The organism is Pseudomonas sp. PLMAX, from assembly GCF_046042685.1.
Taxonomy (GTDB): Bacteria; Pseudomonadota; Gammaproteobacteria; order Pseudomonadales; family Pseudomonadaceae; genus Aquipseudomonas; species Aquipseudomonas putida_AE.
On the sequence record NZ_CP064949.1, the window covers coordinates 5911213 to 5926189 of the forward strand.

Genomic DNA, 14977 nt, shown 5'->3' on the forward strand with positions numbered 1-14977 from the left:
ATCAGTGCTTCCGCGGGGCCAGGTAGCCCAGCCAGCGGCGCTCGGCCATCTTGAACAGCTTCACCAGGATGAAGGTCAGGCACAGGTAGAACACGCCGGCGGTGATGTACGCCTCGAACGGCAGGTAGTACTGGGCGTTGACCGTGCGCGCGGCACCGGTGATGTCGATCAGGGTCACGATGGACGCCAGACTGGTGGTCTGCAGCATCATGATCACTTCGTTGCTGTACTGCGGCAGTGCCCGGCGCAGGGCCGATGGCAGCAGGATGCGCTTGTACATCTTGAAGCGCGACATGCCCATGGCCTTGGCCGCTTCAATCTCGCCGTTCGGCGTGGCACGCAGGCTGCCGGCGATGATTTCGGCGGTGTAGGCGCTGGTGTTGATGGCAAACGCCAGGCAGGCACAGAAGGTTGCGCTGGACAACCACGGCCAGAGGAAACTTTCGCGTACCGCTTCGAACTGCGCCAGACCGTAGTAGATCAAAAACAGCTGCACCAGCATCGGCGTGCCGCGGATCACGTAGGTGTAGAGCCAGGCCGACATGTTGACGACCGGGTTCTTCGAGACGCGCATCAGGCCCAGCGGCAGCGCACACAACAGGCCGAAAAACAGCGACAGCGCGAGCAATTTGAGGGTGGTCACCAGGCCGCCGAAGTACAGCGGCAAGGCCTCCCAGATGACGTTGTAGTCGAAGATCATAGCTCAGCCGCCCTTACGCCTACCGAGTAGCGCTTCTCGAGGTGACGCAATGCCAGCAACGAGACACTGGTGATCACCAGGTACATCGCCGCCACTGCGAGGAAGAAGGTGAATGGCTCGCGGGTGGCATCTGCCGCCTGCTTGGCCTTGAACATCATGTCTTGCAGGCCGACCACCGAAATCAGCGCGGTGGCCTTGGTCAGTACCAGCCAGTTGTTGGTGAAACCCGGAATCGCCAGGCGAATCATCTGCGGCACCAACACCCGGAAGAACACCTGGAAACTGCTCATGCCGTAGGCCATGCCCGCTTCAGCCTGACCCTTGGGGATCGCCATGAACGCGCCACGGAAGGTTTCCGACAGGTACGCACCGAAGATAAAACCCAGGGTGCCGATACCGGCGGCCAGGGGGTTGAGGTCGATGTATTCGTCAAAGCCGAGCAGCGGCGCGACGCGGTTGAGCAGATCCTGGCCGCCGTAGAAAATCAGCAGAATCAACACCAGGTCGGGAATGCCACGGATCACCGTGGAATACAGGTCGCCCAGCCAGGCCAGCCAGCGCACCGGCGACAGACGCAGTGCCACGCCGATCAGGCCCAGGACAATGGCCAGGGCCATGGACGACAAGGCGAGCTGAAGCGTCAGCCAAGCGCCATCGAGGATGACAGCCCCGTAGCCTTTCAACATGATTCAGGTCCTCGAAAGTTGGGATGAAAAAATGGCGCAAACCTCAGAAAACCTGCTGCTTGCGCCATTTCGGACGTGTCGTGTTACTTGCCGTAGATATCGAAGGCGAAGTACTTGTCCTGGATTTGCTTGTACTTGCCGTTGTCGCGGATGGCAGTGATCGCGGTGTTGATCTTGTCTTTCAGCGCGTCACCCTTGCGAACCGCGATACCCACGCCGTCGCCGAAGTACTTGACGTCGGTGAACGCAGGACCGACGAACGCGAAACCTTTACCGGCGTCGGTTTTCAGGAAACCGTCATCCAGCAGCGTAGCGTCTGCCACGGTGCCGTCGAGGCGGCCGGCGGCCACGTCGAGGTAAATTTCGTTCTGCGAACCGTATGGCTTGATCTCGGCACCCAGCGGGGCCAGGACTTCGCGGGCGAAACGCTCGTGGATCGAACCACGCTGCACGCCGATGTTCTTGCCCTTGAGCTCGGCCAGGCCTTCGCTGACCTGAGTGCCTTCCTTCATGACCAGGCGAGCCGGGGTGTTGTAGTACTTGTTGGTGAAGTCCACGGACTTCTTGCGGTCTTCAGTGATCGACATCGACGACAGGATCGCGTCGATCTTGCGCACTTTCAGTGCCGGGATCAGGCCGTCGAACTCTTGCTCGACCCACACGCACTTGACCTTCATCTCTTCGCACAGGGCGTTACCGATGTCGTAGTCGAAACCGACGATGCTGCCGTCCGGCGCTTTCGAAGCGAACGGAGGGTAAGCCGCTTCGATACCGATCTTCAGGGGTTTTTCATCGGCGAAGGTTGGCAGGGACAGCACGCAGGACATTGCCAGGGCGCCAAGCAGCACGAGTTTCTTCATCTTGGGACTCCATCGGTAAAGGGCTAAAACGGCAGAGTGAGCGACAGCCCAATATGCGAATGAGTGGAACCGGAAAGCGTTGCTGCGTCCTGGGATGCGGGTGTTTAAATTCAACACAGGCAACGACGAGCGAGTGATCGGCATTCTAACGACAGGCCCGGAGCCGATATTTCTTCAATGCGACAACTAGTTACAGATGCACCGAGAAAGCCGTTCGAGCACGTTGACAGCCCTGCAAAATCATGCGAGAGCAAAAGACGGTAAACCGATCTGTATTGCAAGTTGCGGGCCTATTATTGGCAAAGCCTTCTAATCCGGCAAGCGCAGCGTGGCTTCTTATTTTTTGCGGGAGCATCCGAGGGGCCTTGGCGTTTCCCAATGCCCCGAATCGGCGCATGGCGGTTACACATTCAGTAACCTGAAAAGTCGCAGGTAACAGCAGGAAACATCCCACAGGGGAAGCCGATAATTATTGGCTGTTGTTTATGCGGTGGCTGTTCTGGCCCCTTCGCGAGCAAGCCCGCTCCCACAGGTTTCCATGGTGTGACACAGATCGCGAACACTCCATAGCCCCTGTAGGAGCGGCCTTGCCCGCGAAGAGGCCCGCACAGCGACCACAAAAACTCCAGGCAACAAAAAGCCCCACCAGGCTCAACACCTGGCAGGGCCTCGATGCCACTGAACGCTACTTAAGCAACATTCATCGTCCTGTGCGTATCAATCAAATGCTGCACTACACCCGGATCCGCCAGGGTGGAAATATCCCCCAACGCATCGTATTCCGCCGTCGCAATCTTGCGCAGAATCCGCCGCATGATCTTGCCCGAGCGAGTCTTCGGCAGCCCCGGCGCCCACTGGATCACATCCGGCGAAGCAATCGGACCGATCTCCTTGCGCACCCAGTTCTTCAGCTCCAGGCGCAGTTGCTCGCTCGGCTCCTCACCATTTTTCAAGGTGACATAGACATAGATGCCCTGCCCCTTGATGTCGTGCGGCACGCCAACCACCGCCGCTTCGGCGACTTTCGGGTGGGCGACCATCGCGCTTTCGATCTCGGCGGTGCCCATGCGGTGGCCGGACACGTTGAGCACGTCATCCACGCGGCCAGTGATCCAGTAGTAACCATCGGCATCGCGACGGGCGCCGTCACCGGTGAAGTACATGCCACGGAAGGTCTTGAAGTAGGTGTCGACGAAACGGTCGTGATCGCCATACAGGGTACGCGCCTGGCCTGGCCACGAATCGAGAATCACCAGGTTGCCCTCGGCCTCGCCTTCGATGATGTTGCCCAGGTTGTCCACCAACGCCGGCACCACGCCGAAGAACGGACGCGCCGCGGAACCCGGCTTCAAGCCATGGGCGCCTGGCAGCGGGCTCATCAGGGTCGCGCCGGTCTCGGTCTGCCACCAGGTGTCGACGATCGGGCAACGGGATTGGCCGACATTCTTGTAGTACCAGTCCCAGGCTTCCGGGTTGATCGGCTCGCCCACCGAGCCCAGCAGGCGCAGGCTGCTGCCATCGGCGCCTTCAACGGCAGCCGTACCCGCGGCCATCATGGCGCGAATGGCGGTCGGGGCGGTGTAGAGGATGTTGACCTTGTGCTTGTCGACGATCTTCGCCACCCGGGTGATGTCCGGATAGTTCGGCACGCCTTCGAACAGCAACGTGGTCGCGCCATTGGCCAGCGGACCGTAGACGATGTAGGTGTGGCCGGTGACCCAGCCGACGTCGGCGGTGCACCAGTAGACTTCACCCGGGCGGTAGTCGAACACGCGCTCGTGGGTCATGGCCGCGTACAACAGATAGCCGCCAGTGGTGTGCTGCACGCCCTTCGGCTTGCCGGTGGAGCCGGAGGTGTAAAGGATGAACAGCGCCTCTTCAGCACCCATCTCTTTAGGTGCGCAAACGGTGCCCGCCACTTTCATCAGGTCTTCGTACCAGATGTCGCGGTGCTGGTTCCACTTGATGTTGCCACCGGTGCGCTGGCACACGATGACTTTCTGGATGCTGCTGGTTTCCGGGTTGGTCAGGGCGTCGTCGACGTTGGCCTTGAGTGGAATCTTCTTGCCGGCACGAATGCCTTCGTCGGCGGTGATCACCACTTTCGACTTGCAGTCGATGATGCGACCAGCCAGGGCCTCCGGCGAGAAACCACCGAACACCACCGAGTGAATCGCGCCGATCCGGGTACAGGCCAGCATGGCGACCACGGCTTCGGGGATCATCGGCATATAGATGGTCACCACATCGCCGCGGTGCACGTCCTGGCCACGCAAGGCGTTGGCGAACTTGCAGACTTGTTCGTGCAGCTCGCGGTAGGTGATGTTGCGGCTTTCGGAAGGGTCATCGCCTTCCCAGATGATCGCGACCTGATCGCCGCGCTCGGCCAGATGGCGGTCCAGGCAGTTGTAGGAGACGTTCAGAGTGCCGTCGGCGAACCACTTGATGTCGACATGGTGATCGTCGAAGGAAGTCTGTTTCACCGTGGTGAAAGGCTTGATCCAGTCGAGGCGCTTGGCCTGCTCGCGCCAGAATCCGTCCGGGTTGACGACCGACTGCTGGTACATGGCCTTGTAGGTCGCCTCGTCAGTCAGCGTGTTGGCCAGAACCTCGGGACGAACGGGATACAGGGAAGCCGCACTCATCTTTCTTACCTCGGTGGAATAGTTGTTTTTGTATGACCCTGTTGTAGCCCGGGCGGGGCCTATAGAACCATTCGACGATGGTAGTAACAAGCCCACACGAAATGTCCTGATACCAGCACGAATCCCACACAACCCCTGTGGGAGCGAGCCTGCTCGCGAAAAACCCGAGAACACCAAGGGACATCAGACAAAAGGCTATCCACCGATTGTTACAAAATCCGTCAAAGGTGTTTATCAAAACCACGTCTATATGAATGCCACCCCCACGCCTAAAATTCGCTCCGCCAACCCGGCAAACTGAGTTAACCAAGTTACAGCCCCCACGAAGGCAGTTAACCCAACCCCAAGTAGCCCGATCCACACGCAACCCCAAAAAGGTTGCGTGACCCCACTCGACTTGAAAAAGGTAAACACTAGATGAAAGCTTTATTGGTTCTGGCCCTCAGCAGCCTGTGCGCAACCGCCATGGCAGACGAGGCCCAGACTGATGTCGCGCAGCAACAACCGGCCATCGAGGATTACACTTACTCGATGGACCTGGACATCGCCAAAGTTATTTCAATGAGCGAAGTTCCCAATGTGTGTGAAGTTGTCCCGGCAAAAATGGAATATGACGACTCCAAAGGCCAGCGCCATATCCTGCGCTACAGCGTCATGGGTAACGGCTGCTCCAGCGGCTGATCTGACTGCGCCGAATCCGGCCTCTCCAGCGCCTCGCTGAAGGTCGATTCCAGCCCGGCTCGCGCCGGGCTCAGTTGTGTCTTAACTGGTCAAAAATCGCCCACAAACACAAGATGTAGTAAAAAATCCCCTTTTCTGCTCACTTTTTGAGCAAAACCCATTCCCCGCCATTTCCGCGAAAAAAAATCTTCACCCGCCAAAGCCCTGTAAACCCTCGCTCCGACCGAAAAACCTGCCCTCTTGACCGCTCCATGCGCGGATTCGCCCCACCACGACCGTGAAAATTTCCCTATAATGCGGCCTTAAACGGGCCTGCAATATCCCCTTACAGGGATGAATAGCCAGTCTGAAGCCCCGCAACGGCATTCGATGCCGATTGCGCCCATCAGTGGCTCTCGGAACCCCGTACAAATTTATGTTTATTTGCCTGCGTGTACCGCTGCAAAAAACGCTATCCAACGCGGCCAGCACCGCCGTGTGAAAAACCAACCGATCATTTTCACACGGGCACACTGGCCCTCACGCAGGAGACGACACGTCATGCTGAGCTGGGACGAATTCGACAAAGAAGACACGGAAGTAGCAGTCAAGAGCGCCAACGCTGGCCACGCCACCGAAGCCAACATGGACCGTCTCGACAGCGCCGGCGGTGCCGCCGCCCTCGAAGCCCGTGCCGTGACCGCCGCTGACTCTGCCGCCGTTGCCCGCGCCAAAGCCGCCCTGGACTCGCTCGACGTTGCCGAAGGCCTCGCCGAACTCGAAGGCGCCTCCGCCCGTGTCGCTGTCGATGAAAAGCGCATGATCAACTGCCGCGCCGACCTCAACCAGCTCGTACCTTTCAAGTACGACTGGGCCTGGCAGAAGTACCTGGACGGCTGCGCAAACCACTGGATGCCGCAAGAAGTCAACATGACCGCCGACATCGCCCTCTGGAAAAACCCGGAAGGCCTGACCGACGACGAGCGCCGCATCGTGATGCGCAACCTCGGCTTCTTCTCCACCGCCGACTCCCTGGTTGCCAACAACCTGGTCCTGGCCGTGTACCGCCTGATCACCAACCCGGAATGCCGCCAGTACATCCTGCGCCAGGCGTTCGAAGAGGCGATCCACACCCACGCCTACCAGTACTGCATCGAATCGCTGGCCATGGATGAAGGCGAGATCTTCAACATGTACCACGAGATCCCATCGGTCGCGAAAAAAGCCACCTGGGGCCTGAAGTACACCCGCTCGATCTCCGATCCGAAGTTCGAAACCGGCACCGTCGAAACCGACAAAGAGTTGCTGCGCAACCTGATCGCCTACTACTGCGTCCTGGAAGGCATCTTCTTCTACTGCGGCTTCACCCAGATCCTCTCCATGGGCCGCCGCAACAAAATGACCGGTGTCGCCGAGCAGTTCCAATACATCCTGCGCGACGAATCCATGCACCTGAACTTCGGCATCGACGTGATCAACCAGATCAAAATCGAAAACCCACATTTGTGGGATGCTGAAATGAAGGAAGAAGCGACCCAGATGATTCTGCAAGGTACTCAGCTGGAAATCGAATACGCTCGTGACACCATGCCTCGTGGCGTGTTGGGCATGAATGCGGCGATGATGGAGGACTATCTGAAGTTCATCGCTAACCGTCGTCTGTCGCAGATCGGTTTGAAGGAAGAGTATCCAGGGACGACTAACCCGTTCCCTTGGATGAGCGAGATCATGGACTTGAAGAAAGAGAAGAATTTCTTTGAGACTCGCGTAATCGAGTACCAAACCGGTGGTGCGCTTAGCTGGGATTGATTCCTTGGCAAGCCACGATTTAGCGACTTGGAGGGTGTACTGAGGTTTGTGTAAACGGTCATTAGGCGCACACTGCCTACCCCAAGGAGTTTCAAATGACCGAGCCTAAGCGCACCAAGCGAGTCAAACCCGATCCTGAGTTGGTAAAACTGGCCGATAGCCTGTTGGCCAATTACCGAAAGCCAGAGGATCTGATCGGCGAAAACGGTCTGCTCAAACAGCTCACCAAGATGCTCGTCGAACGGGCCCTGGAAGCTGAAATGACCGAACACCTGGGTCATGACAAAAGCGCAGCGGTGACCAATGCCGAAGGAAATGCACGCAACGGCCATAGCGGCAAGACGCTCAAGGGCGACTTTGGCGAGCTACCGCTGGAGATTCCCCGTGACCGCCAGGGCATGTTCGAGCCTCAGCTGATATCCAAGCACCAGACGCGCTGGACCGGCTTTGATGACAAGGTGATTTCACTGTACGCCCGTGGCATGACTGTTCGGGAAATCCAAGGGCACCTGGAGGAAATGTACGGCACTGAGGTCTCTCCAAGCCTCATCTCGGCGATTACCGATGCGGTCAGTGAGGAGGTCAAGGTCTGGCAGTCGCGCCCTCTGGATGAGCTCTATCCGATCCTCTACCTCGACTGCATACACGTCAAAGTGCGTGATAGCGGCGCGGTCAGAACCAAAGCGGTTTACCTGGCCATTGGCGTCAACATGGACGGCCACAAAGAGGTGTTAGGGCTGTGGATCGCGCAGACGGAAGGTGCCAAGTTCTGGCTGCAAGTCGTTACAGAGCTTAGAACCCGCGGGGTAAAAGACATTTTCATTGCCTGTGTAGATGGGCTCAAGGGCTTCCCTGAAGCCATCGAAGTGGTCTATCCGCAAGCTTCGGTTCAACTGTGCATCGTGCACATGGTTCGCAATAGCTTGAAGTTTGTATCGTGGAAATATCAGCGTGAAGCGGCTGCTGATCTCAAGCTTATCTACCGGTCAACAACCGTCGAGATGGCCGAGCAGAAGCTGACCGATTTCGAGGCCAAATGGGATGATCGATACCCTCTGATCAGCCAATCCTGGCGCAAGAACTGGGCGAGGGTCATACCGTTGTTCGATTACCCGCCTGAGATACGGACGGTGATTTACACCACCAACGCCATCGAATCGATCAACATGAGCTTGCGCAAAGTCACTAAAAGCAGAGCCTCATTCCCGACAGACGATGCGGTCATGAAGCTCTTTTATCTCGCGCTGAACAACATCAGCAAGAAGTGGACAATGCCAATCAGAGACTGGGCGGGAGCGTTAAACAGGTTCAGTATCCAGTTCGAAGACAGGCTTGTGCAGGATTAACAGCAACGCCGTTTACACAAAATCCCGTACACCCCCGCGACTTGAATCGCCAAATCGAACATCTAAAAGCCCCGATCTGATCGGGGCTTTTTATTGACAGTAGGAAAACTCCTACCCGCTTACTCAGCAGTCGCAAAACCTCCTACAGCAATTCCAGATACATCCGCATTGATGACCATTCAAAGCGACTTTAATCTCTGCTGCAGGTGCCTAAGAAACGCCCAACGTAGAAGCTAACCTCATCACACAGAACGCATGCTGCTACCAGCATGTAAGCGCATTCGTGTGTGGACGAACAGCTTCGTTGGGATTCTTAAGTCCTCTACGTTGGGCTCCGGCCCTCTTCAAATTCAAACGTAGAGGTAATGGAAATGCCTGCACAAACTCCACACCGATCGGTAATGACCGATCCTCTCAGATCAACAGTCTTCCACCGCCATAACCTCCCACTCCACGCCCTCCTCCTTGAAAACCAACCATGGTTCTGTGCCCGCGATATCGGCCGCTTGATGGGGTTCCACTTGAGTGAGCGCATGCTCAACAAACTGGACAAAGACCAGCACCGCACATTGTGGATTGAGCATTACCACCAAACGCAAAAACAACTGATGCTCAGTGAGTCCGGTGTGTATGCGCTGTTGGTGTATCACTACGCACCCGGAAATCGGTTGTTGCGCGAATGGCTAACCCATCAGGTCGTACCGGCCCTACGAGATGCTGATCAATCGAAGAACTCGGATCGGCCGATGTTGAGCTTGTTGGACTGGCCGGAAATGTCGTTGAGTCTGTTGCATTGGCAGGATGAAGGTTGGATTCGGCTGCGCGACATGCCTTACCTGCTGCACGACCACACGCAGCAGCGAGTAACTGTCGCTAAGCCTTGGTGGCGGAGAGTCGCGCAGGTGTTTGAGTCACCGAAGCATTCGATGACGCGCTTGTAGGACCTTCCTCAAGATCTGTCGCTATTTCTTGTAGGAAATTTCGTAGACAGTCGTAGTGGCCACTCAGTATCGTCCGAGGGTTTTCACCCCTCGGCGATTGTATGAGCGAAAAGATAAAAGACAGCGACTGGAGCGTTTCTGAAATCAAGGCCGCGGTGGATGCCTATCTTAAGATGCTCGCGCTGGAGCTAAGCGGTCAGAAATTCGTGAAGACTGAAGTGAATCTTGCTCTACGCGAAACAGCTTTACCCACCCGCACCAAAGGCTCCGTCGAATTCCGGATGCAGAACATCTCTACGGTTCTGATGAAGATGGATCGGGAGTTCATCAAGGGATACAAGCCTGCCAAGAATGTTGGCTCGAATGTTGAACAGCTAATTCAGGTCGCGCTCACCGAACGAGGCGTTCAGTCTGGCGCCCCCAACGCTCCGACAGCTGATGAGCAAACCCTAGAGCGTCGTGCTGCTGCGCTTCAAAAGCTAAAGATCAAGGAGCCGCCAAAAGGCATTAAGAAACCGAAACGAGCGGCGAGCTCAAGCACAGTTTTTGTCCGTGACCCCGAGGTGCGAGCGTGGGTGCGAAATGAAGCCGAAGGACGATGCGATGGCTGTGGCGAACCTGCCCCATTTCAAAAGCTTGGGTTGCCTTATCTAGAAGTTCACCACGTTAAGCCGCTCGCCGAAAAAGGCTCGGATCAAGTCACCAACGCCGTAGCGCTGTGCCCAAACTGCCATCGTCGCTGTCACCATTCGAGCGACAGTGAGGAGTTCACCGCTTCGCTTTATAAGAAGGTCAGACGGTTGATTCCTGAGTAATCGAACTCTGTGTCGGGACCGCTTACCGACTCAGCGAAGTCCAAAGTAACTGCATGACCAGAAAGCTTGATGCGGACCAGAGACAAATGATGCTCATTGACCTCTATGGTGCCGCGAAAGAGCGTTTGATGGTGAGTGAGTCAGGGGTGTATGCGTTGTTGATTTACCACTACTGCCCCGAGAACAGATTGTTGCGAGAGTGGCTAACGCATCAGGTCGTGCCTGCGCTGCGTGATGCACGGCCATCGCGAATGGTGGAGCGTCCAACGCTGAGCATGCTCGATTGGCCCAAGATGTCGCTCTGTATGTTGCATTGGCAGGATGAACCGTGGATTCGTTTGCGGGATATGCCATGTGTGTTGGCGAATGATCCTTTTAATAGGCGTGAATCCTGGTGGCGGAAAGCAACACGGGTCATGCGCGGATTCTGATTGTGTGCTCCCCGATCCTGAGTTGATGAAGCTGGCCGACAGCCTGTTGGCCAATTTCCAAGAGCCCAAGGATCTGATCGGCAAAAGGTCTGGGAGTGTCTGCACTATTGCAATGGCTCGAGCGCTTGCCGAAGCTTATCTTCCAGCGCCCATATCTCCCGCTTCACTTCCATGCGCCGATCTCGGGCGGCTTGAATGCGAGATTCATCAAGGCCACCGTAACGACGTAACCAATGAACGATCATTTCCTCATCAGGGTAGTAATAGTCCTTCTGGCCTTTACTGCTTCGCGGCGTGTCGTTCATATCGCTGTCGAAGCGTCCAGCGGCGAATTCATCCGGGGGCAACGTACCCCATTCGGCGGCGCAATCCTCGAATATCCAGGCAATTTCATTGAGGTGTTTTTGCGCACCGCGATGCCCGCGTTTGTAGAACACGTACTCGCGGCAACTCTCCTGGAAGCGCTCCATCATCGGCTCATCATCGACCCAGCGAAGGATGTCGTGCTGGCCCGCATGGTGGATCAGGCCGTGTATCCACCGCTCGGCAAAACGATCGACGAAACCTTCGACATCCGCTTTTTTTGCCTCCGCGAAAATCATGCAATACCGGGTTTTCACATGGATGACGAACAGCACATGTTTACGTTGAACGGTGATGGCGTGGACCAGCCACTGTTCGGCTGACACGTCAGGCGTATCGTCCTCAATGATGAGCGACGGCGGTTTCTCCACCGGGGTGATTTTCTTGCCCTTGTGGACACGGCTGAAAAAGTTGCTGGCGGCTTCGGTGCAATTGAAGATCAACATCCTGGTTCTCTGGTAGAAGGTGGCGATAGCGGTTGTCAGTCCTGCCGCACGATCTCGTCAGCCCATTCACTTCATTGTGCGGGAAGCGCCGGGGGTTGGCGTGACGGCTAGCCTTTGGGCAATTGCAGTTTAGCTGCACCACGGTGCTGGTTGACCAGCGAGTACGGCAGCACCGGCCAATCAGGGTTATCGCAATTACGTTGGTAACGGGCGAAGTAAGCTCCCAGATAAATCCCCTTCGGCGTGAAGTGCCAGTTGGAATAACCCCAGACGCTTTCATCGGTGTAATCGCAGTCGCCATCGTCTTCAGCGGGCTTCTTCATTTCATCCGGATACAGTGCGGTGAATTGCTTGACCAGCCACGGCGCCATGACTTTCATCTGATCGTATTCGGTGTTCGCGCTATCGGCTTCACCGATCCACAGCACATCTTTGAGTTTCAGCAACTCACCGGTGTGGACGTCCAGATTGATCGGAGAGCTTCCGAAGTCCGGATGGGCGCCGCCGCAGCTGTAACCGGTGGAGATATCCAGGCTGACCACGTCGGGCGAGAGAAACTTCGGGGCAGCACCTTGATCGAACTCCGCATATTCCCCGCCATCCATCATGCAGCGGTGATAGTCAATGACTTCAGTCCAGAGCCGACCGAACAGGTGGTTGTTGATGCGCTGCTGCTGTTCTTTCGTGTAGCCGGACTCTACGCTGAACAGCGAAATCTTCGACTGAGGCTCTGTCCACCATTGCAGGTCGTAGCCCATGAAGTTTTCTTTCTTCCCCGGTTTGAGCTTGAGCCCCAGTAAGCGCAAATACTCGTAGGGATCGTCCTTCGGCAAGGTGGCTATAAACGGCAGCGTCGTTGAAGTCGGCGCAGGAAGTTTCGCCTCAGTCAGTTGTACCGGCAGCTTCTTGCCCTCGGGATTTTGCCACTCACCCTGCCAGCCATCGGCGGTGGATTTCAGCTTTAAGGATGGCAGCGGTTTGTCGTCACCATAGCGGTTGTTGCCTTCAACAAGGTTCAACGTGCTTTCTTGCAACGAGCCGCTGAGCGCCAAGTCGCGGTGATACTTCTCATAGAAGTAGCGGCCGCTGACTTCGTCTTGCTGTGTGGAGTTGAGCTCCACCACAATCGGCATCTTGCCCAGCGTACCGGTGAACACGCGCCGGCCATCATCGGCTTGCGCGGTAGAAATCAATGTGAACAGCGCCGCAGCGTATGGCGCCAGGCGCAACAGTCCCTTGAGCATGGATCGATCCCTGGATGAGTCGGAGGTTGCGCCGGAGTTTGGCTTCCGGCGCTGGAAAATTCGGGGCGATTTTTTATAAAAAATGTCACCAGCGCTCGCACTGGCTACACCACAATAAGTCGTTCCGCCCATGCCCCACCAACTATCGCGGTTGCTACACCACCTATACATGCTGGGGCTGGCATATCCATCAAGTTAATCAAATTTTACCAAAAAGCATGCAATCACCAGCCAAACTGCACCACCAACCAGTATCACGGCATCAATCTGCAGAAGACGTTTGAGATATGGAGGAAAGTTTTCAATATCGACAGGGTTCAATTCACCGATGCGGATTGACGCTTTTGGCATTATTACCACTCCGGTAATTTTAGTCACTAAGAGAAAGCCCCCAAACCAACCCTGATTCCGCAGCCCTGGCCCCCAAATATTGATACAGCGACTGTTCTTCAGCGCCTCCATCATGGCATCCAGGTGACGCCTCAAGTATAGGGCGTACGCAAAACTCATGAATCCCAGCAGTATTGGCCCGCCATTGACAATCAAAACCGCCCAGGCAGGCCAACTGCTCATCATGGCTGCATGGCCTCATACAGTGCTTCGCCGAATACTTCCCCAACTTCACCACCATCGGTTGAACCCACCCAAGCCGCAACACCTACCAATGTAGCGACGCAGACAACCCCTCCAATACCGGTAGTGACTCCAAGTGCCAGGCAAATCGGACCACTGCTAGCGAGGCCTATCCGTGCGCCCAAAATACCACCACCGGTGGACCCGACAAATTTCCCCCCTTCAGTAAACTTAACCTTCTTGCATGCAGCTCCAGAATCGCCAACACAAACCTCCTGAATGGCCAACAGCGAAGAAACCCCGCCGATTCCAATGCCGATGTAACCACCAGTGCCCATATACTTGGCAGCTCGACTGATTGCATTCACATGGGTCGCATAACCTGGTATCTGGCCCGGCGCACCGGCCTTGTCCCAGTGATGCACCAAACTTCGACTGGAAATGCCAAGGGCCGTCTTCAATTTTGGGTGATCACCCAAGGTCGTCTGGCCGCGAAGGCGAGTGGAGTTCAGCAGGTGGGCATCCAGCTGGGCGAGCAGGCGCTGGCGTTCGGCGAAGAACTGCGGCGACTTTAGGTGGCCATGTTGGCGATAGGTTTCCTGATGCAGGCGTTCCATGGCTTGCAGGGTGTCGCGCAGTCGGCTCAGGTGTTTCTCCATTACCGCCGCGCTGACGCCAAGCACGGTAGAAGTGTCGCCGGTAAAACTGGCGATTTCAGCGCCGTGGCGAAACATGAACTCCGCTTCATCTGGCGTCAGAGGGTCGAGGGCCGCCTTGACCTGTTGCGCGGCCTGCATCAACTGCGCTTCCTGGTAAGTGCAGGAGCTGTTGTACGGATCGCTCAGCACGATCATCGAGCCGGCTTTGACGTCGCCCAGGTTGGGGTTCAGTAGTTTGAATTTGCCCATCACCGCCGGGTCACGCACGATGAACAAGGAGGCTTCAAGCTGTTCGCGGGTGGTGCTTTTAGGCACGATGTAGAAGCCCGGTTCCTGGGCCGCTGCACCGCCCGGGAACACTGGCTTGGGAGTGTTCGATGCAGACGCGAAACCGGCTGATCGTGGCGCTGCCGGATTGCCGGCGAGAGGTGTAGTCGGTTGGGATGCGGCCCTTGTGGTCTGGGGCGCAGCACTGTGGCTCGATTCATACGTGGCGTTGAACACCGACGGGATCAACCTGGCTCTGCACGGGCAGGTGCTGTAGCTGTCCAGCGAGCCCGCCACGATCCTGCCATGACTGTTGATGTAGGAGACGCCTCCCACGATCTTGTAGGTTTCGTCGTTTTTGCCGCAGGAAACGCGGTCGCCTTCACGCGCATGGGCGATACCAAACATCATGACGCGTGTGTCGGCTTCCAACACCTTGCCGCCGCAAGTGGTCTCGTCACCCAGGCGAATGAAATGTCCTTTGGCCATTGCTGATCTCCCTCTCTGCTGGCGCCCCAGTCATGGAAAGCGC

Annotated in this window: 13 protein-coding genes and 1 pseudogene; 6 read left to right on the forward strand and 8 right to left on the reverse strand. The window is 56.6% G+C overall.

Annotation, left to right across the window (positions count from 1 at the left end; genetic code table 11):
* Position 1: 1 nt before the first annotated feature.
* From DKB71_RS26905 to acs, 4 genes are all read right to left on the reverse strand, one after another.
* Complete coding sequence (locus DKB71_RS26905; RefSeq protein WP_274077889.1) at positions 2-700, reverse strand: ABC transporter permease; 699 nt, start codon at positions 698-700, stop codon at positions 2-4.
* Entirely contained in the window at positions 697-1386 is a 690-nt protein-coding gene (locus tag DKB71_RS26910; protein WP_323609284.1) for an ABC transporter permease, read from the reverse strand. The genes DKB71_RS26905 and DKB71_RS26910 overlap by 4 nt, the downstream gene beginning before the upstream one ends.
* An 83-nt stretch (positions 1387-1469) precedes the next feature.
* Positions 1470-2246 carry an ABC transporter substrate-binding protein gene (locus DKB71_RS26915; protein ID WP_274077887.1) on the reverse strand — a complete coding sequence of 259 codons (777 nt, stop codon included), beginning with the start codon at positions 2244-2246 and terminating at the stop codon, positions 1470-1472.
* A gap of 689 nt (positions 2247-2935) precedes the next feature.
* The gene (acs, locus tag DKB71_RS26920) at positions 2936-4891 is read right to left on the reverse strand and encodes an acetate--CoA ligase (protein ID WP_274077886.1); all 1956 of its coding nucleotides are present in this window, start codon (positions 4889-4891) and stop codon (positions 2936-2938) included.
* 417 nt (positions 4892-5308) lie between these two features.
* Here acs and DKB71_RS26925 point away from each other — a divergent pair, with 417 nt between their 5' ends.
* From DKB71_RS26925 to DKB71_RS26950, 6 genes and pseudogenes are all read left to right on the forward strand, one after another.
* Positions 5309-5572, forward strand: a complete 264-nt coding sequence (locus DKB71_RS26925; protein ID WP_274077885.1) for a DUF2790 domain-containing protein — start codon at positions 5309-5311, stop codon at positions 5570-5572.
* A 540-nt stretch (positions 5573-6112) separates the two neighbouring features.
* Positions 6113-7360, forward strand: coding sequence for a ribonucleotide-diphosphate reductase subunit beta (locus DKB71_RS26930; protein WP_075945352.1), 1248 nt, complete (start codon positions 6113-6115; stop codon positions 7358-7360).
* A 95-nt stretch (positions 7361-7455) separates the two neighbouring features.
* On the forward strand, positions 7456-8706 hold the full coding sequence (locus DKB71_RS26935) for an IS256 family transposase (protein WP_408597974.1): 1251 nt from the start codon (positions 7456-7458) through the stop codon (positions 8704-8706).
* Between the two features lie 401 nt (positions 8707-9107).
* Positions 9108-9647 (forward strand): Bro-N domain-containing protein, encoded by a 540-nt coding sequence (locus DKB71_RS26940; protein ID WP_323629179.1) that lies wholly within the window; start codon positions 9108-9110, stop codon positions 9645-9647.
* Positions 9648-9748: 101 nt separating this feature from the next.
* Complete coding sequence (locus DKB71_RS26945) at positions 9749-10462, forward strand: HNH endonuclease signature motif containing protein (RefSeq protein ID WP_274077883.1); 714 nt, start codon at positions 9749-9751, stop codon at positions 10460-10462.
* Between the two features lie 53 nt (positions 10463-10515).
* Positions 10516-10893: pseudogene (locus DKB71_RS26950) on the forward strand (phage antirepressor protein); the annotation flags it as partial.
* Between the two features lie 104 nt (positions 10894-10997).
* Here DKB71_RS26950 and DKB71_RS26955 read toward each other — a convergent pair.
* The 4 genes from DKB71_RS26955 to DKB71_RS26970 form a co-directional block, all read right to left on the reverse strand.
* Complete coding sequence (locus DKB71_RS26955) at positions 10998-11702, reverse strand: DUF6933 domain-containing protein (protein WP_408598567.1); 705 nt, start codon at positions 11700-11702, stop codon at positions 10998-11000.
* A 107-nt stretch (positions 11703-11809) separates the two neighbouring features.
* Positions 11810-12946: a hypothetical protein gene (locus tag DKB71_RS26960; protein ID WP_323629183.1), complete on the reverse strand. Its 1137-nt coding sequence runs from the start codon at positions 12944-12946 to the stop codon at positions 11810-11812.
* A gap of 195 nt (positions 12947-13141) precedes the next feature.
* Positions 13142-13522 (reverse strand): hypothetical protein, encoded by a 381-nt coding sequence (locus DKB71_RS26965; protein WP_408598569.1) that lies wholly within the window; start codon positions 13520-13522, stop codon positions 13142-13144.
* Complete coding sequence (locus DKB71_RS26970) at positions 13519-14934, reverse strand: PAAR domain-containing protein (protein WP_408598571.1); 1416 nt, start codon at positions 14932-14934, stop codon at positions 13519-13521. Before DKB71_RS26970 ends, DKB71_RS26965 begins: the two co-directional genes overlap by 4 nt.
* Between the last annotated feature and the right edge of the window lie 43 nt (positions 14935-14977).